Source organism: Stenotrophomonas sp. GW821-FHT09E08, from assembly GCF_059416125.1.
The window spans coordinates 21504-43194 of sequence record NZ_JBWKOO010000023.1; the positions used below are offsets into that span (position 1 = coordinate 21504).

Consider the following 21691-nt stretch of genomic DNA (forward strand, 5'->3'; position numbering starts at 1 on the left):
TCTGTGTGCGGTAGTGCCGGCCGCTGGCCGGCATCTGCACAATGCGTCTGCGCATCAATGAGGTTGCCGGCCAGCGGCCGGCACTACCCATCCTGATCCGTTATGGTGTTCCAGGAAGTCACCAACACGGAGGTTGAGATGATGTTGCTTTCCTTTGCGCTGGCCGCTGCCATGGGCACGTCCGCCGAACCGCTCAAGGCGCCGGACTGCAGCTACGACCGCGATGCGATGCTGGCGATGGAACCGGATGCGTTCGATCAGGACATGGAAGGCGGCTGGCGCACGCTGGCCGACCGTGGCTGCCACCGCGAAGCCGCTGACCTTCTCGCCGCCTATGCTGCGTTGCCGAAGGCTGCAGGCAACTCCATGATTCTGTGGCATGAAGGCCAGATGCGTGCGGAGGCGGGCCAGTACCCGCAGGCGGTGGCGCTGATGCAGCGCACCTACAAGCCCACCGACACCGATCCCGGTTACTGGAACGCCTACGTGGACGGCACGATCGCGTTCCTGCAGCGCGATCGTGCGGCGCTGGAGAAAGCGCGTGCAAGGTTGATCGCGATTCCTGCCCCGGAGCAGATTGCCAGGGCGCTGAAGGATGGGCGCTATCACTTCACGACCGCCGGCGGGCAGAAGGTGGATGCGCCGTGGCCGCCGAACCTGGACGTGCTCGATGGCTTCCTGCGCTGCTTTGATCGCGATTACCACAATGCGATGGGCAACCAGTCCTGCCGGAATCCGGAGGGCGGTTGAGCGACAGAGTGCGTGGTGGGGTCAGAGCCCTTCCTGCGGAAGGGATCCGACCCTGTGTCAGCCGATCACGCGCTTGAACGGCGGCAGCGCGTCGATGATGCGCTTGCCGTAGCGGCGGGTCAGCAGCCGCGAATCGAGGATCACCACGCGGCCGGTGTCGGTGGAGGTGCGGATCAGGCGACCAGCGAACTGGGTCAGCGTGCGCAGCGCATGCGGAATGGCGATCAGGTTGAAGGCATTGAGCCCACGCCCCTCGAACCACTCGCTGAGCGTGGCGGTCTGCGGGTCGGTCGGCACCGCGAACGGCACCTGGGTGATCACCACCGTGGTGCAGGCTTCACCGGGAAGGTCGAGGCCTTCGCCGAACGAGTTCAGTCCGAACAGCACCGAGCCCTCGCCCGCCGCCACGCGACGCAGATGCTCGTCGATCAGCCGGGTCTTGGACATCTCGCCCTGCACCAGCACCTGCTTGCGGCGCGCGGCCGACATCAGCCCGGCCACCTTCTCCATCTTCCAGCGCGAGGTGAACAGCACCATCGAGCCCTTGGCCCAGTCGAGCTCGGTGTCGAGGTAGCGCGCCACTTCGCGCGGATGGCCTTCGCGGTCGTCCGGCGTGACCGGGAACTTCGGCACGATCAGCTCGGCCTGGTTGGGCAGGTCGAACGGCGACGACAGCGAGACCATCTCCGCCTCTTCGGGAATGCCGTTGTCGATCGCCAGCGACTGGAAGTCGCCACCGCCGGTCAACGTCGCCGAGGTCATCACCACCGAGTCCACTTCATCCCACAGCAGTTTGCGCAGCACGTGCGCGGCCGACACCGGCGAGCCGTGCAGCACCAGGTCGCCATCGCGGGTGGCAGTCACCCAGCGCGCCATCGGCGGCGCGCCATCCTTGTCCTCGCGGCGCCACGCCTGCCACAGGTTGTACTGCTGCTCGATCATTTCCAGCGCCATGCCCAGGTTGCGCTGCAGGCGCTCGCGCGCGGCATCGTCCTGCTTGCCCTTGGCCACCTGCGCGGTGGCGGCATGCGCCCAGTTGTAGAGACTGCGGGTGTCGTCGGCCAGCGCTTCGATCGGCTCGCGCCAGGCCTCGGGCAGGCGCCCGTTGGCGGCGCGCCACATCGGTTCCTCGTCGGCCGGTGCCGGCATCCATACCCGTTCGATGTGGTCGCGGAACGCACGCAGCTGCTTGGCCACGTTGCTGGCCACGTCGATCGCTTCGTTCGGCAGCAGGTTGCCCAGGCGATCCTTGTCGACCGCGCGGTATGCGCCAGCGATCAGTATCTGCAGGCGGCCGGTGCGCTTGGCCATCTCATCCAGCGCCAGGCTGGCCGCACCCTGGTCGATCGCCACGTTGCCGATGTGATGACCTTCGTCCAGCACCAGCAGCATGTCCGACGGCGGCGCGATCAACGGCTGGCCGTTGTCGCTGTCGCCGATCGACAGCGCTGACAGCAGCAGCGCGTGGTTGGTGACCACGATCTGCGCATCGCGCACCGTGTTGCGCGAACGCAGCACCGCGCACTGCGCCGAATAGGCACAGCGGCGCCCGGCGCAACCCGAAGCCGGCGTGGTGATACGGCTGCGCAGGCCGGGGCTGATGGTCTCCGGCGCGTTGTCGATGTCGCCATCCCAGCTGCCACCGGTGAAGGCATCGGTCAGGCGCTTGGCGATATCCATCTCGATCGGCGCCAGTGGCCGGTCGAACAAGGGTGCGTCATCCTCGAACATGCCGCCCTGCGAGCCCTCGCCCTGCGCTTCGGCGGCATTGCGCGTGCACAGGTAGCGGGTACGGCCCTTGGCCAGCGCGACGGTTGCTTCCAGGCCGGTGGCCTTCAGGAAATTCGGGATATCGCGCTCGACCAGCTGCGACTGCAGCGCCACGGTGCCGGTACTGATCACCAGCTTCTTCTTGCTGGCCAGCGCAATGGGTACGCCTGCGGTGAGATAGCCCAGGCTCTTGCCAACGCCGGTGGGCGCCTCGACCACGCCGACGCCACCGCTTTTCGACAGCGCGCGCGACACCACGCCGATCATCTGGCTCTGCGAGCGGCGGGTGGAGAAGCCGGGCGTATTGGCCTGCAGCGTCGTGTACGCCTTGCGGATCGCGTCCTTCAAGGGGTCATCGAGCGTGCGCGGAGCGGCGACGGTTTCGGTCACGCCGGGAAGTACCGTGGCTGGATCAGGCCGGTCATTGTCGCATGGCCGGCCGCGTTCACCGTCGCTGGCAGCCTGAACGGGCCAGCGACGACGCCAGGCGGCGGTCACGGTCCGATGGGCGGACCGCTCAAGGGCCAGATACGCCGGGCATGGCCCGGCGCTACCGGTCAGGATGCCGGGATCGAACGGGTACGCAGCAGGCGCACCAGCGCCCACACCAGCAGCACCACGCCGATGGCCTCGACCATCGCCAGCGCGAAGTGCAGCACGCCAAGGATGGCACTCATGCCCGAGATGGCTTCGAAGTTGCCGCTCTTGATCAACCACATCGGCAGGATGCCGGCGGCCATGCCGCCGAGGCTGGACAGCAGCAACAGCACCAGACCGACCAGGGCACCTGTGCGGGTGGCATCGCGTGGTGCGCCGACCACCCAGACCAGGCCCACGCACAGTGCGATCAGCACCGGCAGGCGCACGCCCACGATGCTCAGCACCGTCACCATCAGGGTCGTGTTGTCCATCGATCAGTCCTCGCCGGCAAGCACGGCGGCACCCTGCCGCAACGTCTGGTAGACCTCGTCGGTCTGCGGGCGCACACCGTGCCACTGCAGGAAGCTCTCGGCGGCCTGCTCGACCAGCATGCCCAGGCCGTCCACGGTATTGCGGCAGTTCGCTGCGCGCGCCCAGGCCAGGAAGGCGATGGCGGCCTCGCCGTAGTTCAGGTCGACGGCGGTGGTCATCGAGTTGACCAGCGACAGTGGCAGCTTGAACTCAACGTCGCGGTCGCGGCCGGCCGAGGTGGCGTTGACGATCAGCTCGAAGTCGCCCAGCTCGCGCAGGTCTTCCCAGTAGCGGCTGATCGCGCGGCCCGGCTCGCCCATGGCGTCGATCAGTTCATCGGCGCGTTCCGGCGTACGGTTGACCACCACCAGTTCGGTGATTCCAGCATCGAGGAAGGCCGGAGCGACGCTGCGCGCGGAGCCACCGGCACCGATCAGCAGCATGCGGCGGCCACGCAGGTCCAGGCCGTGGCGGTCGGTCAGGTCGCGCACCAGGCCGATGCCATCGGTGGTGTCACCATGCCAGCGGTCGCCCTTGCGCAGCAGCGTGTTGACCGAGCCGGCGCGGCGCGCGCGTGCGGTCAGCGTGGTGCATACCGAGAACGCGGCTTCCTTGTGCGGCGAGGTGACGTTGGCGCCGACACCACCGTCGGCGGCGAAGGCTTCCAGGCCGGCCAGAAACGCATCCGGGGCCAGGTCGATCGCGCGGTAATCCACCGCGATGCCTTCCTGGCGACCGAACGTGGCATGGATCTGCGGCGACTTCGAGTGGGCAACGGGGTGTCCGAAGACGGCGTAACGGTCGGTCATGGAATCCTCAAGCTGGCTAGACTGGTGCTCTTTCGTGCACGGACCCGGATGATGCGCATCACCCCGCCCCTGCTGGTGCTTGCCGCCAGTCTACTCTCTGCCCCCGTGGCGATGGCGTTGAACGAGTACGGCATCGAAGGCATGGGCGTGGTCTCGACCCGCGCCGACGAGGGCCGCGCCACGATCAGCGCCGATGGCCAGCGCATCGTCTTCGCCCGCCGTGGCGAGGCCGGTTGGGGCCTGTGGGAGGCGCGCGTGGTCGACGGCCGCTGGCAGCAGGCGCAGGCCTTGCCGGTAGGCGTGGCCGGTGAGGCCCGTGATCCCTACTTCAGCCGTGACGGCCGCTGGCTGCTGTTCGCGGCCGGCCGCGAGGGCAAGCTGGCGCTGTACCGGGCCGCGCTGGCTGCCGATGGCCGGCTGGGCAGCGCGCAGGCCCTGGCAGGTGATGGCGGGCGCCGGGAAGAACGCGGGCCGGCCCTGAGCGCGGATGGCCAGCGGCTGCTGTTTGCTCGGCAGCAGGGCGGTAGCGCGGGCTGGGACCTGTTCGTGACCACGTTGGATGCCCAGGGCAGGCGTGGCCCTGCAACGGCGTTGACCGCGTTGAACAGCGGCGATGACGAGACCGATGGCGACTGGCTGGGCCATGACGGCGCAGTGGTGTTCAGCCGCGGCAGCGGCAGCACCGCGCAGGTGTGGAGCAGCGGCTGTGCGTGGACCGGTGCGGCGCTGCAGCCATTGGGGCTGTCGTTCAACCAGGCCGGCGGCTGGACCGGCGCGCCGGTGATCGACAACGCCAAGCCCGGCGAGATGATGGTCGCCAGCAGTGCGGCGAAGGCACCGCGTGCCGGCGGCGTGGACGTATACCGGTTGGCCGTGCCGAAGGTGGCGGCGGTGGCCGGGTGCATGCCGTAGATCCACGCCACGGATGGATGATAGTTTGGTAGATGCCAACCTTGGTTGGCATGCGGGAAAGCGCCAACCAAGGTTGGCGGCTACCAGAACGTGAGGGTCAGCGCGACAGCACCTTGGCGCGCTGCCGCTCGTATTCCAGCTCGCTCAGCTGGCCGTTGTCCTTGCGCTGGTTCAGCGCGGCCAGCTCGGCCTGCACGCTGTCCGGCAGGGCCTGCTCACGGGCCACGTGACGGGCGGCGGAGAGCTGCTCCGGCGGGCGCTTGCCGGCCCGCCAGGCGGCGATGAAGACACCGACGATGATGGCGCCGAACACCAGCGTACCGATGCCCCAGATCAGCCATTGCATCCATCCCAGTTCGGGTCCCATCGCGTAGTCCTCTGTCTATCGTGGCGCTATTGTCAGCGCTCGCGCAGCCATCGCGCCACCTGCGGCGCGAAATAGGTCAGCACGCCGTCGGCACCGGCCCGCTTGAAGCCCAGCAGCGACTCCAGCACGCAGGCGCGCTCGTCCAACCAGCCATTGGCGAAGGCGGCCTTCATCATCGCGTACTCGCCACTCACCTGGTAGGCGAAGGTCGGTACGCCGAACGTCTCCTTCACCCGGCGCACCAGGTCCAGGTACGGCATGCCCGGCTTGACCATCACCATGTCGGCGCCCTCTTCCAGGTCCAGCGCAATCTCGCGCAGCGCCTCGTCGCCGTTGGCCGGGTCCATCTGGTAGGTCTTCTTGTCGGCCTTGCCGAGGCTGGCCGCGCTGCCCACCGCATCGCGGAACGGACCGTAGAACGCCGAGGCGTACTTGGCCGAGTAGGCCATGATGCGCACGTTGATGTGGTTGTCGGCATCCAGCGCACGACGGATCGCGCCGATGCGGCCGTCCATCATGTCCGACGGCGAGACGATGTCGACACCGGCTTCGGCGTGCGATACCGACTGCTTGACCAGCGCCTCGACGGTGATGTCGTTCAGCACATAGCCCTTGTCGTCGATGATGCCGTCCTGGCCGTGCGTGGTGTACGGGTCCAGCGCCACGTCGGTCATCACCCCCAGCTCCGGGAAGCGTGACTTCAGCGCGCGGATCGCGCGCTGCGCCAGGCCGTCCTCGGCCCACGCCGCCGACGCGTCCAGCGACTTCAGCGACGGGTCGATCACCGGGAACAGGTCGATCACCGGGATGCCCAGCTCCAGCGCCTCTTCGGCCACCTTCAGCAGCTCTTCGATCGACAGCCGCTCCACGCCCGGCATCGACGGTACTGCGGTGCGGCCGGCCAGTTCGTGCACGAACACCGGGTAGATCAGGTCGTCGGTGGTCAGCGTGTTCTCGCGCATCAGGCGGCGCGAGAACTCGTCGTGGCGCATGCGGCGCGGGCGGTAAAGCGGGTGGGACATGGCAGGCTCCGAGGAGTGGCTATTGCAACAGGTAACCCTGCGGCAGCAGGGGTTCAGGCAAGGGGCGTTCGCCGAGCGCGTCGAGCTGGTCGATCTCGATCGTGCGCACCAGCGCGTCCAGCGGCAGGTCGTTCGGCTCCAGGCCGAACGGGTCTTCCATTTCTTCGCCCAGCTGGTCCAGGCCGAAGAAGGCATAGGCCAGCACCGCCGACAGCACCGGCGTGCCCCAGCCCAGCGAACTTGCCAGGCCGAACGGCAGCAGCACGCAGAACATCCATGCACAGCGGTGCAGCAGCAGGGTGTAGGCAAACGGCAGCGGTGTGGTGAGAATGCGCTCGCAGCCGGCCTGGATCGACGACATCGCGTGCAGGCGTTCTTCCAGCTGGGTGTAGAGGATCGGGTCCAGCTCACCGCTGCGCAGTGCCTGCGCCAGTTCGGCGGCGATCATCGACAACAGCGCGTCGGGCACGTTCTCGCGCTGGCCCAGCTGTTCGCGCTGGCGCTTGTCCAGCCATGGCAGGGCCACCAGGGCGACGATACGCCCGCGCAAGCGACCGGCCAGGGCATGGGCGAAGGCGGTGGTGAGGTAGGCGATGCGGCGACGACGGCCGGTGTCATCGGCCAGCAGCAGGTTTACCTGGCGGGCCAGCGATCGCGATTCGTAGACAAGCTGGCCCCACAGCTTGCGGCCTTCCCACCAGCGCTCGTAGCAGGCGCTGTTGCGGAAGCTGAGGAAGATCGACAGCACCAGGCCGAGCAGGGTGAACGGCGTGACCGAGACGCGCTCGATGCCGGTCGGCGGTGCCAGTTCCACCACTGCGGCCACGGCGATGGACAGGATCAGGATGGCCAGCACCTTCGGCGCGATCGCTTTTACGATCGAGCCGCGCAGGATGTACAGCAGTTGCCAGCCGTGGGGACGGGGTCGGATGATCATGGGGCAGCCGCGCCGGGCGCGGATTCACAGGCACGCGGGGGGCTCGCGCAGCCATTCATTGTACGCCCCTGCCCGGCCACGGGCCGTGCGCCTGCGACGCCCTGTCGCACCCCGGCCCGGGATCAGATCACGCCGCCGCCCAGGCCCAGGCGCAGGATGCCAACCACCACCACGATGCCGTTCAGCACCAGCCCGGCCCAGGCCCGCCCACGCTTGGTCGGATGGGTGAACAGGATGCCCAGCGCGGCGATCACCGCACCGACGGCGGCGAACGGGATCAGGAACCAGTTGCCCCAGCCCAGCAGCGGAATCAGCGCCAGGATCATCCACAACAGCGCCAGTACGCCCCACAACAGACTGATCACACCCATTCCGCTCTCCCGCAGTTGGTTCCTGCCCCAACCATAGACGTTCCCGCTGCCGCCGCCTACTGCCATTGGCGGGGCTGTCACCACCACCGTGCTAGCGTGCTGCCGTGCGTGCCCTGGCCCGGGTGTTGGCGCCGATTCAGAGTGGCCCGCCGATGATCGCAACCAGTCCTACAGGGGTCGTGCCATGAACATCCGTTGGGCCGCGCTGGCGGCCATCCTGCTGGTCGCCGCTGGCTGTGCCAGCACTTCCAAGGTGATGCTGGGCCGCGCCCGCGCACCGATCGATCCGGCGCTGGTGCAGATCTATTCAACGCCGCCGGCCGGCTCACAGGAAATCGCCCAGCTGGAATCAGCGTCTGCGGTGGGCTTCGGCACCCAGGGCCAGACCGATGCCGCCGTGGCCCGCCTGAAGCGCGAGGCCGCGGCGCTGGGCGCCAATGGCGTGGTGCTGGTGGGCGTGGGCAGCAGTGGCTCGCCGGTGGGCATGTCCGTCGGCGCCGGTTCGTTTGGCTCGCATGTCGGTGGCGGGGTAGGCATTGGTATTCCGACCACGCAGAAGCGCGCCGCCGGCGTCGCGATCTGGGTGCCGAATCCGGCACCGCCCGCGCGGTTGCCGACGCAGGTGATCACACCGCAACCGCAGCGGTGACCCTCTCGGGTCACCGCCGGTAGTGCCGGCCGCTGGCCGGCAACCTCAGCACCCTGTCCAACGCCCAGCGGATGCCGGCCAGCGGCCGGCACTACCGGGCAACGCTCAGCGCTTGTACTTCGGCACGAACACCTTGTTCACCGCATCGGCCAGCTGGTCCGGCGGCAGCAGGCCCTGGTCGAGCAGGAAGTTGTTGAACGCCAGGCGGTCGAACTTCGCGCCCAGTGCCAGCTCGGTCTGCATGCGCAGTTCCAGGATGCGGGTGTAGCCGTAGAAGTAGCTTCCGGCCTGGCCCGGCATGCGCACCATGTAGCGGTCCAGCTCCTGGGTGGCCATCGCCTTGGACAGGCCAACCTGCTCCATCAGCACGCGCTCGCCATTGGCACGATCGGTCAGGCCAAGGTTGAGCATCGGGTCGAGCATCGCGCGCGCAGCACGCAGCAGGCGGAACTGCAGGGCGATCATCTGTCCGTCCAGCGGCTCGTACGGCACCATCTCGGCTTCGGCGTACAACGCCCAGCCTTCCACGTTCACCGAATTGAACGCGAACATGGTGCGCGCCAGCGAAATGCCGCGCTCGACCATCGCGGTGAACTGCAGTTCGTGGCCGGGACGCCCTTCATGCGCGCTCAGCGTCCACGCAGCCGCGCCGAAGTTGAAGTCGTCGTACTGCGCACCCGGACCGGCGGCCGGATTGCCCAGCGGCAGCACGAAGGTGCCCTGCTGCCCGGTGTTGTTGACCAGCGGCGCCGGCAGGAAGTGCGGCGCCGGGCTGGCGGCGCTCTCGGCGGCCGAACCCAGGCGCATCTGCATGGCACGCTTGGGCACGTCGACGATGGCGTGCTCGCGGATCAGCGGATCGATCGCGTCGATCACCTTGCGGTAGTGGCCTTCCAGATGATCGTCGGCGATCTTGTCAGCCTTCAGCGCACGGATCACCGCCACCGGGTCGCTCGGGTCGGCTACCTTCAGGCCCTTGTCCTTCACCACCAGCGGCGCCAGCTGCTGCATCGCCGAGCGGGTTTCCATGAATTCCAACTGCGCGCGCTGCATCAGCAGCTTCGGGTCGATGTCGATGCCGACCTGCTTGAGCTGGTACGCGTACAACGGTGCCGGCAGGCGTGCATCGGTGCGCGCCTTCGGCAGCACGGTCGAGCGCGTCCAGCTGGCGTAGTCCTTCATCTGCCCGGCCAGGGCCTTCATCGCTTCATCGGCACCGGCGATCTGGTACTTCTTCAGCAGCGACTCGATGCCGGTGATGTAGGTCTCGACGTTGTCCAGCGACTGCTGCACTTCGATCTTCGTCGGCTGCAGCAGGCTGCTGTCCTTCAATCGCTCTTCATAGCGCTGGCGCGCCAGCGTGGTGAACGCGGTGCCACCCGGCTGCAGGCCGGCATAGGCCTTGAGGCGGTCGATCGCCTTGGCCCGGCGCTCGGCCGGCACCTGATCGGACAGCAGCAGGTTGAGGCCGCTGAACACCGTCTGCGGCGCATCGCTCCACGGCAGCAGGTACTTCTCGTTGAGCTCGCTGCCTTCGATGTTCTGGTTGGCGGCGTGGATCATGATCTCCAGGTCCTGGCGGACATTGGGATCCTTCTCGGTGGCCAGCTTCGCCTTCAGTTCGTCGCGTGCCTTGGCCATGGCGGCGCGGTAGCGCGCATCATTGTCCGGGCCTAGGTCGGCCACCTTGTCGTCATAACCGGGAACGCCGAAGAAGCCGGTTTCCTCTGGCTGGAACGGGCCCTGCGCATCGAGCAGGATCTGCGCCAGCGCATTGCTGCGGGCGACCCAGGCCGGGCTGGCCGGAGTGGCGGCCTTGGCGGCGGGTGCCGCCAGCGCCGGTGGCGCGGACAGCAGCGGGGCGGCAGTCAGGGCCAGGGCAACGGCCAGCGCAATCGGCTTCATGGGACACTCCAGCAAAGGGTTGCCCGCAAGTTACGCGCTCAGGGCGGCGGCGACAATCGGCTGGAGGTCACGGCGCGGCTGATGGGTAGAGTCGACTGTCAGTCGACTATCGCGCGCAGCGCGGGGTTTTCAGGCGTCTTGTGGAGAGCAGTCGACTCTACATGGTCGCCCTTCCCCGGTCGCGTGACCGAAGGTCACAACGCGGCAGTGAGTGGGCATTCGCCGCGTTCGCGGCAGGCCTGCAGCTCGCACTCCTGCGCGGCTTCGACATCATCCAGCGCGGTCAGGTCGAAGGTCTGCTTGTCTTCGGCCAGTACATACATCACCGGGTAATCCCAGACTTCATCGCGGCGGCTGCCCTGCACGAACAACCGGCCGTGCGCGTGCGGTCCTTCCAGGGCCACGGTCAGGCCGACATCGCGCTGGCCGTTGATCGCGGTCTGCATACTGCCCAGTGGCATCGATTCGGTGCGCAGCGGCTCGCCGAAGGCTTCCACCAGTTCGATGCTGCAACCGGCGCGGCGCAGTGCTTCGCGCATCGGTGGGCTCTCGCGTGCCGCCTCGCTCCAGCGCAGCACGCTCCAGGCCACCACACCGCCTACGCCGCCCAGCACCAGCACGACCATCAACGGCATCGCCCAGCGCCAGTGACGGCACCACCAACCGGTGGAGGCCTGTCCAGGGGTGGGAATCGGTGGTGGCAGGGTCATGGCGGGCTCCTTCCCGGCTGATGATCAGGGTTTCAGGCAACGTCCCAGGAAGGCTTCGGCGACGCGGTAGCGATGCAACGCATCGGCACCGGACAGGCCGTGCTTGGCACCCGGATAGGTCATCAGTTCGAACGGCTGTGCACGCTTCTGCAGCGCACTCATCAGGCTGGTCGAGTTGGTGAACAGCACGTTGTCATCGGCCATGCCGTGGATCAGCAGCAGCGGCGAGCGCAGGCCGTCGATATGGGTCAGCACGCGCGCTTCGCGGTAACCCGCTTCGTTGCGCGCCGGCAGGTCCATGTAGCGTTCGGTGTAGTGGCTGTCGTACAGGCCCCAGTCGGTCACCGGCGCACCGGCCACGCCACAGGCGTACTGGTTCGAGGCCTTGGCCAGCAGCATCAGGGTCATGTAGCCACCGTTGGACCAGCCCTGCACGCCGATGCGCGCCGGGTCCACCCATGGCTGGTGCTTCAGCCAGGCCACGCCACGCAGCTGGTCGGTCACTTCCACCGTAGCCTGCTTGCCGTACAGCGCGCCACCGAAGTCGCGGCCACGGCGCGGGGTGCCGCGGTTGTCCAGCGAGAACACCACGTAGCCCTGCTGGGCCAGGTACTGGTTGAACAGGTGGTCACCACGGCCGGGCCAGCTGTCGGTGACGGTCTGGCTGGCCGGGCCGCCATACACGTACACCGCCACCGGGTAGCGCTTGGACGGATCGAAGCCGGCCGGCTTGATCAGGCTGTAGTTGAGCGGGGTCTTGCCGTCGGCCGCGGTCAGCGTACCGAACTCGATCGGACGCTGTGCATCGCGGTAACGCGCATATGGATGCTTCGGGTCCGCCAGATCGTTCTCGAGCAGGGTGGCAATCTTCTCGCCGTTGGCGCGGAACAGCTCGATCTGCGGCGGCGTGGTGCTGTTGGACCAGCTGTCGACATAGACGCTGGCGTTGCGGGCAAAGCTGGCGCTGTGCATGCCCGGTGCCCTGGACAGGCGCTGCGGCTCGCCGCCCTGCAGCGACACCGCGTAGATCTGGCTTTCGCGCGAGGTCTCGATGCCGGCACGGAAGTAGGCCTTGCCGGCCTTCTCATCAACCGCCAGCAGTTCGTCTACCGGCCAGTTGCCGTGGGTCAGCGCGGTGGCCTTGCCCTTGCTGTCGATGCGGTACAGGTGCTGGAAACCGGTGCGCTCGGACGACCACAGCACGCTCCCGTCGTCGAGGAAACGCAGGCTGTTGTGCAGCGGCACCCAGGTCGGGCTGGTTTCGTGGGCGAGCACGCGCTGGTGGTTGGACTCGAGTGCCACTTCCACCAGGTCCAGCTGCCTCTGGTCGCGCGACTGGCGTTGGAAGCTCAGGTGCTGCGAATCGCGCCAATCGACGCGGGCCAGGTAGATGTCCTGTTCCTTGCCCAGGTCGACCCAGCGCGGCTGCGCATCGGCGGCCGGCGCGATCACGCCCAGCTGCACGCGCACGTTGGCGTCGCCGGCGGCCGGGTAGCGCTGCTCGATCACATCGGTGCGGTCGGCATAGACCTCGTAGCGCTTCTGCACCGGCACCGGCGATTCATCGATGCGGGCAAAGGCAATCGCCGAATCATCCGGCGCCCACCAGTAACCGGTATGGCGGTCCATCTCCTCGTCGGCGACGAACTCGGCCACGCCGTTGCCGATGGTGGTACTGCCGTCGCGGGTCAGCTGCAGCTGCTTGCCGCTGGCCAGATCGATCACCCACAGGTTGCGGCCACGAATGAAGCTGACGAAACCGCCCTTGGGCGACAGCTTGGCGTCGGTGGCGAAACCTTCACCATGGGTCAGCTGACGCACCGCCGCCTGGCCCTGCTGCTTGAGGTCATACAGGTACAGCTCGCCGCCGAGCGGGAACAGCAGGCGCTGCGCGTCGGGCGACCACTGGTAATCGACGATGCCGGTCATCGCGGCGATGCGCTGGCGTTCGCGGCGGGCCTTCTCCTCATCGCTGAGGGTCTCGGTGCCGGGCAGCACCACCTTCGAATCCACCAGCAGGCGGGTCTGGCCGCTGCCGATGTCGTAGGTCCACAGGTCCAGCTGGTTGCGGTCGCTGTCCTTGCCGCGCAGGAAGCTGACCTGCGAACCGTCGGGAGCGACCTTCGGCTTCATCAGGGTCGGGCCGGACAACGGCAGCGGGCCGGTGATGGCTTCCAGGGTCAGCTTTTCAGCGTGGGCGGCGGTACTTGTGGCGAGCATGAGGGCGAGCGAAGCGAACAGGTGGCGCATGAAGGGTCCCGGCAAACGGCAGGTCCGCCCCCCGTGGGTGCGGGGCGGTCGTCCCCCATCCTAACCAAGCCCGTGCGGGAAGGCAGCATGACCTTCTGCCCATGCCGCGGTGCTGGGGTCAGAGCCCTTTGCGCTGCAAAGGGATCCGCCCCCGCGGCGGGTCAGCGCTGGCCGAACAGGTGCTTGCGCTCTTCGTCGCTCAGCGGCTTGCCCGCGTTCGGGTTCACCTGCTCACGCAGGGCATAGGCGCGCTGGGTCGCCGGGCGTGCGGCAATCGCTTCATGCCAGCGCTTCAGGTTCGGGAACGCAGCGAAATCCACCGGCAGCTTGTCGTAGGCACCGATCCACGGGTAGCTGGCCATGTCGGCAATGGTGTAGTCATCGCCGGCCAGGAAGGCGTGCTGGGCCAGGCGCTTGTCCATCACCCCGTGCAGGCGGCGTACTTCATTGTCGTAGCGCTCGATCGCGTAGGGGATCTTTTCCGGCGCGTACACATTGAAGTGGCCCATCTGGCCGCTCATCGGGCCCAGGCCGGCCATCTGCCAGAACAGCCACTCCAGGGTGGTGACGCGGCCGCGCGGGTCGCTGGGCAGGAACTGACCGGTCTTCTCGGCCAGATACAGCAGGATCGCGCCGGACTCGAACACGCTCTGCGGGGCGCCGCCGTCGGCCGGGGCATGGTCGACGATGGCCGGCATCTTGTTGTTGGGCGAGATGGCCAGGAACTCCGGCTTGAACTGGTCGCCCGAGCCGATGTTGACCGGGTGGATGCGGTACTCCAGGCCGGCTTCTTCCAGCAGCAGGGTCACTTTGTGGCCGTTCGGGGTGGGCCAGTAATACAGGTCGATCATGGCGGCGGCTCGGGGTGCGGAAAGGAACCTGAAGTCTAGTGCGTGAGTTGGGTTGGCACCGTCACGGCAGGTCGGTAACCTCGCCACTCCCCCGCAACGCAGCATCCTCCGCATGAGTGCAAACCGCCCGCCGCTCTCCCCGCTGTCCACGCTGATCTTCGCCTCGCGCTGGCTGCAGCTGCCGCTGTACCTGGGCCTGATCGTGGCGCAGTGCGTCTATGTGTTCCTGTTCGGCAAGGAACTGTGGCACCTGATCTCGCATTCGGCCTCGATGGGTGAACAGCAGATCATGCTGATCGTGCTGGGCCTGATCGACGTGGTGATGATCTCCAACCTGCTGGTGATGGTGATCGTCGGCGGCTACGAGACCTTCGTCTCGCGCCTGCGCCTGGAAGGCCACCCGGACCAGCCGGAATGGCTGAGCCACGTCAACGCCAGCGTGCTGAAGGTGAAGCTGGCGATGGCGATCATCGGCATCTCCTCGATCCACCTGTTGAAGACCTTCATCGCCAGTGGTGCGCTGGGTGGCATTCCGCTGTGCACCCCGGAGCAGATGAGCGTGGCCGCGGCCAACATCGGTGTCGCCCGCTGCTCGATGCTGACCCAGGAAGGCGTGCTGTGGCAGACCATCATCCACTGCGTGTTCATCCTGTCGGCCATTGGCATCGCCTGGACCGACAAGCTGATGTCCAACAGCCACAGCAAGGCGCACGACAAGGCGCACGACCACTGATGTAACGGCCACCAGCGACGGATTGCCGCTGCCCTGTTCCGGCCATCGCCCTTGTACGCGGCGGTGGCCGGGATGCTAGATTGCTCCCTCGCCGTTGCCGGCGGTGGCGTCGGGAAACGTCACCCTGCCGCGCCCGGACCGCTGGTCCCGGCCATGCATATCAATGATTTACGTCACGTCGTCTTCTAGAGGGGAGCAGGATGTCGCACGTCTCAACGATCACCGCCGCGCGCCGGTGGCTGCCGGTTGCCCTGGCACTGGCGCTGGCCGCCTGCTCGGGCAAGGAAGAAACCCCGGCACCCGCACCCGCCACTACGCCCGCCGCGGCTGCATCGACAGCACCGGTGGTCGCCGCCAAGGTGCAGTCGATGGGCACCGAACAGCTGCGCGAATCGGCCAGCCAGGCGCTGCGTGAGAACCGCATGTATGCGCCGGCCGGCGACAACGCCATCGAGTACTACCTGGCGCTGCGCGACAAGACGCCGGACGACGCTTCGGTGAAGAGCGCGCTGACCGATCTGCTGCCCTACACCCTGATCGCCGCCGAGCAGCACCTGGGCCGTGAGGACTACCCCGAGGCGCAGCGCCTGGTAGCGCTGATCGAAAAGGTGGACGCCTCCGCCCCCGCCCTGCCGCGCCTGAAGGAAGGCCTGGCCAAGGGCGTGGAGAACGCGGCCCAGCGCACCGAGACCGAAGCTGAAAAGGCAAAGAAGGACGCCGAAGACCGGACCAAGCAGCAGGCCGAACAGCAGCGCCTGACCGAGCAGCGCGCCAGGGAAGCCGATGCGGCCAAGCAGATCGCCGCGCAACAGGACGCCGCGCGCCGCGACAGCGAGCGTCAGGAAGCCGAGCGCCAGGCCACCGCCCGCCGCGAGGCCGAACAGAAGCAGCAGCAGGCGGCCGCCCAGCAGGCCAGTGCCGCACGCCAGGCCACAGCAGCGGCGGCACCGAGCCTGCGCCCGGTCAGTACGCCGGCACCGCGCTATCCGGCCGAGGCACTGCGCGCCGGTACCTCCGGCGAAGTGCTGGTGGAAATCACCGTCGGCACCGACGGATCAGTGATCAATGCCCGCGTGCTGCGCGCAACGCCGTCGCGCGTCTTCGACCGGGAAGCGATGAACGCAGTGAAGCGTTGGCGTTTCGAACCGGTCAGCGCACCGGTCACCACCCGCCGCACGCTGGTGTTCGCACCGGGCGGCTGAGCGGGTAACGCCGGGCCACGCCCGGCGGCAGTTGTTGCCCACAGGGCCCGGAGCGTTCCGGGCCTTGTCCGTTTCAGCAGACGCTGTCGATCAGGCGTTGCAGCGCCGGATCACGCGCAGCCAGCACCTGGAACAGGCCCAGTGCGTGCAGGCCCGGCAACAGTGCGCGCAGGTCGGCCTCGGCAGTGGTGCGGAGGGTGGGATCACTGGCCGGGTCCTGCCAGTCGCGGACGCTGGCAAGAAAGGCGCCAACACTGCCCTTGCGCACAGTGAGCCCGTTCACCTGCACGTCGTTCTGGTGATCGGGGAGGATGTCCTGTGGCTGCATGGTGTGGGTGCTCCATTGAGGGGAGCCCAGTGTCAGGCTTGCCGTTCGACTGTTCTGCCGTATAACTGCCACACGATATGGCAGAACAGACATCCTCCGCATTGATTGACCCGGCGCTGGCCGATGCCGCCGACGGCCCGGTGTTGCTGGCGGCGCAGCTGCGCCTTCCGGGTCCGCGCCGCACGGCACGCCACCAGCACGCCCGCGGGCAGCTGCTGGGTGCACATCAGGGCCTGCTGCGGATCGAGGTCGGCGACCTGCACTGGCTGCTGCCGGCGGGCCATGTCGCCTGGATACCACCTTCGCTGCCCCACGCACTGGCCAGCACCAGTGCGTTCGACGGCTGGAGCCTGTACTTCAGCGCGCAGGCCTGCGCCGACCTGCCTGCAGCTCCTCGCATCTTCCAGCCAGTGCCGCTGCTGCAGACCGCAGTGATCCGGGCGCTGCAGTGGCCGCATGTTCCGCTGGATGCCACACAGGCGCGACTGGCCGGGGTGATCGCCGATGAGATCGCCGCCAGCTCGCCATTGCCGCTGGCCCTGCCGCAACCACGCGACCGTCGCCTGCGCCGGATCGCTGCCGCACTTGCACGTTCACCGGACGACCTTAACAGCGTCGAGGACTGGGCGGCCGCGATTGGACTGTCCAGCCGCAGCCTGGCGCGCCATTGGCTGGCCGAGACCCACATGACGCTGAGCCAATGGCGGCAACGCCTGCGGGTGCTGCTGGCACTGCCACGCCTGCTGGCGGGAGAGCCGGTGATCAGCGTCGCGCTGTCGATGGGCTACGACACACCCAGCGCCTTCATCGCCGTGTTCAAGCGCGAGATGGGGGTGACGCCTGCACGCTACGGAAAAGGGGACGGAGGGGATTAAGTCGCTTCTACCCTCCCCCACACAATCTCGCGGCATCGCCTGATGCCCTCCGCAGCCACGGTCGCCGCACGCTGGTCACTCCTCGGACCCGTGAGCTCCCATGCCTCGACAAGCACGCCTGATGTTGGCCGGCCAGCCCTACCACCTAACCCAGCGCGGTGTGAACAAGGGAGCGATCTTCGTTGACGATATAGACCGCCAGTTGTTTCTGCATCTGTTGCACGGCGCCTTCCTGAAACACCATGTCGCGCTGCACGCATACGTACTGATGGGCAATCACGTCCATCTATTGGCCACACCCTCCACTCAGGTCGGCTTGGCCAACGCGATGCGGATGCAGGGCAACAACTATGTCCAGGCATTCAATCAGCGGCATGAGCGCAGCGGACCTCTCTGGCAGGGCCGATTCCATTCTTCGATGGTGGACAGCGACGCCTATCTGCTCAGCGTTTATCGCTACATCGAACTCAATCCCGTTCGCGCAGGCATGGCAGCCCATGCGGAAGATCACCCATGGTCGAGCGTGCACGGAAACCTGCAGCGCCGCGATGATCCGATGCTGACGGAACATCCCGCCTTTCAGGCACTGGCCCCGACCAAGCGACAGCGGACGACGCTCTATGCGCAGTTCCTGCGGGATCTGAATGCGTCCGCTGACCTGCCTGCAATCCGTGCTCACAGTACTGCGCAACATCCATTGGGAAATGCGACGTACCTGCGAATGGTGGAAGAAGCACTCGGGCGACCGGTGGTGCTGCGCAAGCGGGGACGCCCCCGAAAGGAGGGGACGGGAGAGGCAGAAACGACTTAATCCCCTCCGTCCCTTTTTCCGGTCAGCCCGAGATGGCCAGACGCTCGTTGTGGTAGCGACGCACGGCAGCGAACCACAGCACCGCGGCCAGGCCAAGGCTGGCGCCCAGGTAGATCGCCCACACCGCCGGCGTGATCGTCTCGTGGCGGATCACCTTCAGCAGCATCTGGTTCTGCGACAGGAACGGCACGGCGTACTGCCACAGCTCGCTCTTCAGCGGGTACGCCACCAGTGCGTAACCGGGCATCATCGGCAGCAGCATCAGCCAGGTCATGTGGCTCTGCGCTTCCTTCATGCTCTTGGCCGCCGCCGACAGGAAGGTCAGCAGCGAGGTACCGATCATCAGCATCGGCAGCATCACCAGCAGCATCTGCAGCATCGAAGCGACGTTCATGTTGAACTGGCGGCCGATGTTGCCGGGCGCGATCTGTGCGCTCACCTTGAATGCCACCAGGGTCAGCAGCAGTGACACAAAGCCGACCACGCAGGCAGCCGCGATCTTGCCGCTGACGATCGCGCTGCGCGAGCCAGGCGTGGCCAGCAACGGTTCCAGTGACTGCCGCTCGCGCTCGCCGGCGGTGGCATCCATCACCAGATAGGCGCCGCCGATGAACGAGGTCAGCGTGAGCAGCACCGGCAGCAGCATCGAGAGGATCATGCCGCGCTTGGCCTCGGCACTGGCCAGGTCCTGGCGTGCCACATCCAGCGGCCGCGCCACCTGCGCGTCAACGCCACGCGCCATCAATCGCAGCGCACCGACCTGGCCGTTGTAGGTGGCCAGCGCCGCTTCCAGCCGCGCGCTGGGCACTTCGGCGGCACGGCGGGTACTGTCCTTGATCACTTCCACCAGCGCCGGCTTGCCGTCGGCCCAGTCCTTGCCGAAGTCATCGCTGATGCGCAGCGCCACGTCGATGTCCTGGCTGCGGATGGCCTCGGCCAGGTCCTTCGGCGCCGGTGCGGTATTGAGCCCCTGTGCGGCGAGGAAGCGCACCAGGTTCGGTGCATTCTCCGCACCGATGGTTGGAATCTGCAGCGGCTGTTCGATCTGGGTGCGTACCCGGCTCTCGGCCAGCTTGCCCATGCCCAGCAGCAGCACCGGGTACAGCAGCGGCCCGAACAGCAGGGTCAGCAGCAGCGTGCGGCGATCACGGGAAAGATCGCGCAGTTCCTTGCGCATTACCGTCATCAGGGTCGACATCATGCTCATGCGTGCAGGCCCTCTTCGCTGCCGATCAGTTTCACGAACGCGTCTTCCAGGTTGGGTTCGCCGGCCTGCGCGCGCAGTTCATCGGCGCTGCCGTCTGCCATCACCGTGCCCTTGGCGATGATCACGATGTGGTCACACAGTGCGCCCACCTCCTGCATGATGTGGCTGGACAGGATCACGCAACGGCCCTCTTCGCGCAGGCCCAGCAGGAAACGGCGCAGCGCGCGCGTGGTCATCACGTCCAGGCCGTTGGTGGGTTCATCAAGAATGACGTTGCGCGGGTCGTGCACCAGCGCGCGGGCGATCGCGGTCTTGGTGCGCTGGCCCTGCGAGAAGCCATCGGTCTGGCGATCGAGGATGTCACCCATGTCCAAGGCATGCGACAGCACTTCGATGCGTTCGCGGATGCGCTCGGCCGACAGGCCATGCAGCTCGCCGAAGTAGGCGATGTTCTCGCGCGCGGTCAGGCGCTTGTAGACACCGCGCGCATCGGGCAGGACGCCTAGGTGGCGGCGTACTTCCACCGGATTGCGCGCCGCGTCGATGCCATCGACGCTGATGCTGCCCTGATCCGGAGTCATCAGTGTGTACAGCATGCGCATGGTGGTGGTCTTGCCGGCACCATTGGGGCCGAGCAGGCCGGTGATGCGGCCATCCTCGGCACGGAAGCCGACGTTGGCGACTGCCTGGATGCGCCCGGTACGGGTGTCGAAAGCCTTGTGCAGGTTGTCGGCGACGATCATGGTTCCCATCCGTTGAACGAGGTGAACGCCGGCACGTAGCTCAGCGTGTCCAGGCAGCCGGCATCCAGCGCCTTGGCATCGGTCCTGTCGATGAACTGGCCGAGCAGGCGCGGCATGCAGCCGGCACTCAGCGTGCCGTGGCCCTGGCCACGGGCGACCAGTGCACGGCCATTCGGCAGGCCCTTGAGTACCTGCTCGGCGTAGCGCGGGGGTGTCACCGGATCCAGTTCACCGGACAGCAGCAGCGCGGGTACCTCGCTGCGCAGCGGCACGGCATTGGCGGCTGGCGCCGGCTGGTGCGGCCATACCGGGCACGCGGCGAAGAACGCGCTGGCCACCTCGTTGCCGAACAGTCCCTCCGGGTCCTCGGCAGGCGCCCTGTAGCGCGGCGCATCCTCGCCGCAGATCACCGACCACTGCATGCCGCGGTTGATCTGGAAATCCATGCTGCGGTTCGCACCACGCGCGAGCGAGGCCAGGGGCGCGTAGCGTCCCTGCGCGGCCTCATCGAGCACCAGCGGCAACAGCGAGGCGTACTGCGGAACGTAGGAGAAAGCGAAGGCCAGACCCACCACGCTGTCCGGATTCAGCACATCCTTGCGGGTCTGATAGGTGCCAGGATCGCGGTACTCGACCGAAACCGGGGCACGGCGCAGTGTCTCGACCACGCTGCGCAGCTGCGCGCGGGTGTCGGTCGGGAAGCGCTTGCTGCAGGCGGCATCCTTGCGGCACTGCGCCGACTGCAGGGCGATCGCATCCTCGAACGTTGTGGCGAAGTCGCCACCCACCACCAGTTCATTGGGCACTACGCCATCGATGACGATGCTGCGGGTGTGCTGCGGGTAAGCGCCGGCATAGCGCTGGGCCACGCGGGTCCCGTAGGAGCCGCCAACCAGGTTGATCCGGTCCACGCCCAAGGCCTGGCGCACGGCGTCCAGGTCGGCGATGGCCTCGGTGGTGGTGTAGAAGCGTGCATCGGCACGCCCCTGCAGCGAGGCCGCGCAGCGCTGTGCGTAGTCGCGCAGCGACGCCTCTGTGGGGGCGGCGTCCTCGTCCATCTGCAGTTCCTTGCCGTCCGTGCCGTGGCAGCTGAGCGGATTGGAGCCGCCGGTGCCGCGCTGGTCGATCAGGAACACGTCACGCTGTTTGCGCACCTGGCGCAGCGCGGTATCGACGATGACGGCCACTTCGCTGGCCGCCTGGCCGGGGCCACCGGCCAGGAAGAACACCGGGTCGGGCTGGCTGGAGCCGCTGCTGCCCGATTCCAGCCAGGCGATGCGCAGGCCGATGCGTCGACCATCGGGCTGTGCACGGTTCTCCGGCACCTGCAGGGTGGCGCACTGCGCCTCGACGTTGGCGCTGGCACCTTCGGTGGACAGCGTACAGGGCTGGAAATCGATCGTGCCGAAGCGGCGGCTTGGTGCATCGCTGGCGCCTTCGGCGCCGGGTGACGGTAACTGGCTGCAACCGGCAAGCATCAGGCTGGCCAACGCTGCGGCCAACGCGAGGTGGTGTCTTTGCATCGTGCTCGTTTCCCC

22 protein-coding genes are annotated in these 21691 nt (G+C 67.3%); 7 read left to right on the forward strand and 15 right to left on the reverse strand.

Going from position 1 to position 21691, the window contains the following annotated elements; translation table 11 throughout:
* Nucleotides 1-138: 138 nt before the first annotated feature.
* Nucleotides 139-750 carry a hypothetical protein gene (locus tag AC07M7_RS20165; RefSeq protein WP_495208140.1) on the forward strand — a complete coding sequence of 204 codons (612 nt, stop codon included), beginning with the start codon at nucleotides 139-141 and terminating at the stop codon, nucleotides 748-750.
* A gap of 57 nt (nucleotides 751-807) precedes the next feature.
* Here the strand turns inward: AC07M7_RS20165 and dinG are convergent, their stop codons facing one another.
* From dinG to aroE, 3 genes are all read right to left on the reverse strand, one after another.
* Nucleotides 808-2910 carry an ATP-dependent DNA helicase DinG gene (dinG, locus tag AC07M7_RS20170; protein ID WP_065723672.1) on the reverse strand — a complete coding sequence of 701 codons (2103 nt, stop codon included), beginning with the start codon at nucleotides 2908-2910 and terminating at the stop codon, nucleotides 808-810.
* A gap of 167 nt (nucleotides 2911-3077) precedes the next feature.
* Nucleotides 3078-3431 carry a hypothetical protein gene (locus tag AC07M7_RS20175; protein WP_495208141.1) on the reverse strand — a complete coding sequence of 118 codons (354 nt, stop codon included), beginning with the start codon at nucleotides 3429-3431 and terminating at the stop codon, nucleotides 3078-3080.
* Nucleotides 3432-3434: 3 nt separating this feature from the next.
* On the reverse strand, nucleotides 3435-4280 hold the full coding sequence (gene aroE / locus AC07M7_RS20180; protein WP_006400656.1) for a shikimate dehydrogenase: 846 nt from the start codon (nucleotides 4278-4280) through the stop codon (nucleotides 3435-3437).
* A 48-nt stretch (nucleotides 4281-4328) separates the two neighbouring features.
* On the opposite strand from aroE, the gene AC07M7_RS20185 reads away from it, so the two are divergent.
* Nucleotides 4329-5192: a hypothetical protein gene (locus AC07M7_RS20185; protein WP_495208142.1), complete on the forward strand. Its 864-nt coding sequence runs from the start codon at nucleotides 4329-4331 to the stop codon at nucleotides 5190-5192.
* Between the two features lie 97 nt (nucleotides 5193-5289).
* On the opposite strand, the gene AC07M7_RS20190 is transcribed toward AC07M7_RS20185, so the two are convergent.
* The 4 genes from AC07M7_RS20190 to AC07M7_RS20205 all read right to left on the reverse strand — a co-directional run bounded on the left by AC07M7_RS20190 (nucleotide 5290) and on the right by AC07M7_RS20205 (nucleotide 7889).
* Nucleotides 5290-5559 carry a gas vesicle protein GvpG gene (locus AC07M7_RS20190; protein ID WP_495208143.1) on the reverse strand — a complete coding sequence of 90 codons (270 nt, stop codon included), beginning with the start codon at nucleotides 5557-5559 and terminating at the stop codon, nucleotides 5290-5292.
* 32 nt (nucleotides 5560-5591) lie between these two features.
* On the reverse strand, nucleotides 5592-6581 hold the full coding sequence (gene hemB / locus AC07M7_RS20195) for a porphobilinogen synthase (protein ID WP_006400669.1): 990 nt from the start codon (nucleotides 6579-6581) through the stop codon (nucleotides 5592-5594).
* 19 nt (nucleotides 6582-6600) lie between these two features.
* Nucleotides 6601-7518 (reverse strand): bestrophin family protein, encoded by a 918-nt coding sequence (locus AC07M7_RS20200; RefSeq protein WP_012512425.1) that lies wholly within the window; start codon nucleotides 7516-7518, stop codon nucleotides 6601-6603.
* A 122-nt stretch (nucleotides 7519-7640) separates the two neighbouring features.
* Complete coding sequence (locus AC07M7_RS20205; protein WP_005420185.1) at nucleotides 7641-7889, reverse strand: hypothetical protein; 249 nt, start codon at nucleotides 7887-7889, stop codon at nucleotides 7641-7643.
* A 184-nt stretch (nucleotides 7890-8073) separates the two neighbouring features.
* Between AC07M7_RS20205 and AC07M7_RS20210 the strand changes: the two genes are divergently transcribed.
* Complete coding sequence (locus AC07M7_RS20210; protein WP_136639214.1) at nucleotides 8074-8538, forward strand: hypothetical protein; 465 nt, start codon at nucleotides 8074-8076, stop codon at nucleotides 8536-8538.
* Between the two features lie 105 nt (nucleotides 8539-8643).
* Here AC07M7_RS20210 and AC07M7_RS20215 read toward each other — a convergent pair whose 3' ends face one another.
* From AC07M7_RS20215 to AC07M7_RS20230, 4 genes are all read right to left on the reverse strand, one after another.
* Entirely contained in the window at nucleotides 8644-10443 is a 1800-nt protein-coding gene (locus tag AC07M7_RS20215; RefSeq protein ID WP_253079687.1) for a DUF885 domain-containing protein, read from the reverse strand.
* Nucleotides 10444-10637: 194 nt separating this feature from the next.
* Entirely contained in the window at nucleotides 10638-11153 is a 516-nt protein-coding gene (locus AC07M7_RS20220) for a cytochrome c oxidase assembly factor Coa1 family protein (RefSeq protein ID WP_495208144.1), read from the reverse strand.
* A 24-nt stretch (nucleotides 11154-11177) separates the two neighbouring features.
* Nucleotides 11178-13403, reverse strand: a complete 2226-nt coding sequence (locus AC07M7_RS20225) for a S9 family peptidase (protein ID WP_495208145.1) — start codon at nucleotides 13401-13403, stop codon at nucleotides 11178-11180.
* Between the two features lie 161 nt (nucleotides 13404-13564).
* Complete coding sequence (locus AC07M7_RS20230; protein WP_480982278.1) at nucleotides 13565-14254, reverse strand: glutathione binding-like protein; 690 nt, start codon at nucleotides 14252-14254, stop codon at nucleotides 13565-13567.
* Nucleotides 14255-14366: 112 nt separating this feature from the next.
* Between AC07M7_RS20230 and AC07M7_RS20235 the strand changes: the two genes are divergently transcribed.
* On the forward strand, nucleotides 14367-14987 hold the full coding sequence (locus tag AC07M7_RS20235; protein ID WP_136639219.1) for a TIGR00645 family protein: 621 nt from the start codon (nucleotides 14367-14369) through the stop codon (nucleotides 14985-14987).
* A 200-nt stretch (nucleotides 14988-15187) separates the two neighbouring features.
* Nucleotides 15188-16189 carry an energy transducer TonB gene (locus AC07M7_RS20240; protein WP_495208146.1) on the forward strand — a complete coding sequence of 334 codons (1002 nt, stop codon included), beginning with the start codon at nucleotides 15188-15190 and terminating at the stop codon, nucleotides 16187-16189.
* Nucleotides 16190-16262: 73 nt separating this feature from the next.
* On the opposite strand, the gene AC07M7_RS20245 is transcribed toward AC07M7_RS20240, so the two are convergent.
* Nucleotides 16263-16517, reverse strand: a complete 255-nt coding sequence (locus tag AC07M7_RS20245) for a hypothetical protein (protein ID WP_012512430.1) — start codon at nucleotides 16515-16517, stop codon at nucleotides 16263-16265.
* A 77-nt stretch (nucleotides 16518-16594) separates the two neighbouring features.
* Between AC07M7_RS20245 and AC07M7_RS20250 the strand changes: the two genes are divergently transcribed.
* Both AC07M7_RS20250 and AC07M7_RS20255 read left to right on the forward strand, forming a co-directional pair.
* On the forward strand, nucleotides 16595-17392 hold the full coding sequence (locus AC07M7_RS20250; RefSeq protein WP_495208147.1) for an AraC family transcriptional regulator: 798 nt from the start codon (nucleotides 16595-16597) through the stop codon (nucleotides 17390-17392).
* Between the two features lie 100 nt (nucleotides 17393-17492).
* On the forward strand, nucleotides 17493-18203 hold the full coding sequence (locus tag AC07M7_RS20255) for a transposase (protein ID WP_295381099.1): 711 nt from the start codon (nucleotides 17493-17495) through the stop codon (nucleotides 18201-18203).
* 22 nt (nucleotides 18204-18225) lie between these two features.
* On the opposite strand, the gene AC07M7_RS20260 is transcribed toward AC07M7_RS20255, so the two are convergent.
* Genes AC07M7_RS20260 through AC07M7_RS20270 form a run of 3 tightly spaced genes read right to left on the reverse strand, consistent with a single transcriptional unit; the run spans nucleotide 18226 to nucleotide 21676 of the window.
* Complete coding sequence (locus AC07M7_RS20260; RefSeq protein ID WP_136639223.1) at nucleotides 18226-19410, reverse strand: ABC transporter permease; 1185 nt, start codon at nucleotides 19408-19410, stop codon at nucleotides 18226-18228.
* Complete coding sequence (locus tag AC07M7_RS20265; protein WP_136639224.1) at nucleotides 19407-20153, reverse strand: ABC transporter ATP-binding protein; 747 nt, start codon at nucleotides 20151-20153, stop codon at nucleotides 19407-19409. The genes AC07M7_RS20260 and AC07M7_RS20265 overlap by 4 nt, the downstream gene beginning before the upstream one ends.
* Nucleotides 20150-21676, reverse strand: a complete 1527-nt coding sequence (locus AC07M7_RS20270; RefSeq protein ID WP_495208148.1) for an alpha/beta fold hydrolase — start codon at nucleotides 21674-21676, stop codon at nucleotides 20150-20152. Before AC07M7_RS20270 ends, AC07M7_RS20265 begins: the two co-directional genes overlap by 4 nt.
* Nucleotides 21677-21691: the final 15 nt, after the last annotated feature.

Bases quoted from the DNA above. Each gene is read 5' to 3' on its own strand.
- AC07M7_RS20240 (WP_495208146.1), top strand. From the start codon at position 15,188: ATGTCGCACGTCTCAACGATCACCGCCGCGCGCCGGTGGCTGCCGGTT.
- AC07M7_RS20235 (WP_136639219.1), top strand. From the start codon at position 14,367: ATGAGTGCAAACCGCCCGCCGCTCTCCCCGCTGTCCACGCTGATCTTC.
- AC07M7_RS20225 (WP_495208145.1), bottom strand. From the start codon at position 13,403: ATGCGCCACCTGTTCGCTTCGCTCGCCCTCATGCTCGCCACAAGTACC.
- AC07M7_RS20205 (WP_005420185.1), bottom strand. From the start codon at position 7,889: ATGGGTGTGATCAGTCTGTTGTGGGGCGTACTGGCGCTGTTGTGGATG.
- AC07M7_RS20250 (WP_495208147.1), top strand. From the start codon at position 16,595: ATGGCAGAACAGACATCCTCCGCATTGATTGACCCGGCGCTGGCCGAT.
- AC07M7_RS20190 (WP_495208143.1), bottom strand. From the start codon at position 5,559: ATGGGACCCGAACTGGGATGGATGCAATGGCTGATCTGGGGCATCGGT.
- hemB (WP_006400669.1), bottom strand. From the start codon at position 6,581: ATGTCCCACCCGCTTTACCGCCCGCGCCGCATGCGCCACGACGAGTTC.
- AC07M7_RS20210 (WP_136639214.1), top strand. From the start codon at position 8,074: ATGAACATCCGTTGGGCCGCGCTGGCGGCCATCCTGCTGGTCGCCGCT.
- AC07M7_RS20270 (WP_495208148.1), bottom strand. From the start codon at position 21,676: ATGCAAAGACACCACCTCGCGTTGGCCGCAGCGTTGGCCAGCCTGATG.
- AC07M7_RS20200 (WP_012512425.1), bottom strand. From the start codon at position 7,518: ATGATCATCCGACCCCGTCCCCACGGCTGGCAACTGCTGTACATCCTG.
- AC07M7_RS20230 (WP_480982278.1), bottom strand. From the start codon at position 14,254: ATGATCGACCTGTATTACTGGCCCACCCCGAACGGCCACAAAGTGACC.
- aroE (WP_006400656.1), bottom strand. From the start codon at position 4,280: ATGACCGACCGTTACGCCGTCTTCGGACACCCCGTTGCCCACTCGAAG.
- AC07M7_RS20260 (WP_136639223.1), bottom strand. From the start codon at position 19,410: ATGAGCATGATGTCGACCCTGATGACGGTAATGCGCAAGGAACTGCGC.
- AC07M7_RS20255 (WP_295381099.1), top strand. From the start codon at position 17,493: ATGCCTCGACAAGCACGCCTGATGTTGGCCGGCCAGCCCTACCACCTA.
- AC07M7_RS20215 (WP_253079687.1), bottom strand. From the start codon at position 10,443: ATGAAGCCGATTGCGCTGGCCGTTGCCCTGGCCCTGACTGCCGCCCCG.
- AC07M7_RS20220 (WP_495208144.1), bottom strand. From the start codon at position 11,153: ATGACCCTGCCACCACCGATTCCCACCCCTGGACAGGCCTCCACCGGT.
- AC07M7_RS20185 (WP_495208142.1), top strand. From the start codon at position 4,329: ATGATGCGCATCACCCCGCCCCTGCTGGTGCTTGCCGCCAGTCTACTC.
- AC07M7_RS20265 (WP_136639224.1), bottom strand. From the start codon at position 20,153: ATGATCGTCGCCGACAACCTGCACAAGGCTTTCGACACCCGTACCGGG.
- AC07M7_RS20245 (WP_012512430.1), bottom strand. From the start codon at position 16,517: ATGCAGCCACAGGACATCCTCCCCGATCACCAGAACGACGTGCAGGTG.
- AC07M7_RS20175 (WP_495208141.1), bottom strand. From the start codon at position 3,431: ATGGACAACACGACCCTGATGGTGACGGTGCTGAGCATCGTGGGCGTG.
- AC07M7_RS20165 (WP_495208140.1), top strand. From the start codon at position 139: ATGATGTTGCTTTCCTTTGCGCTGGCCGCTGCCATGGGCACGTCCGCC.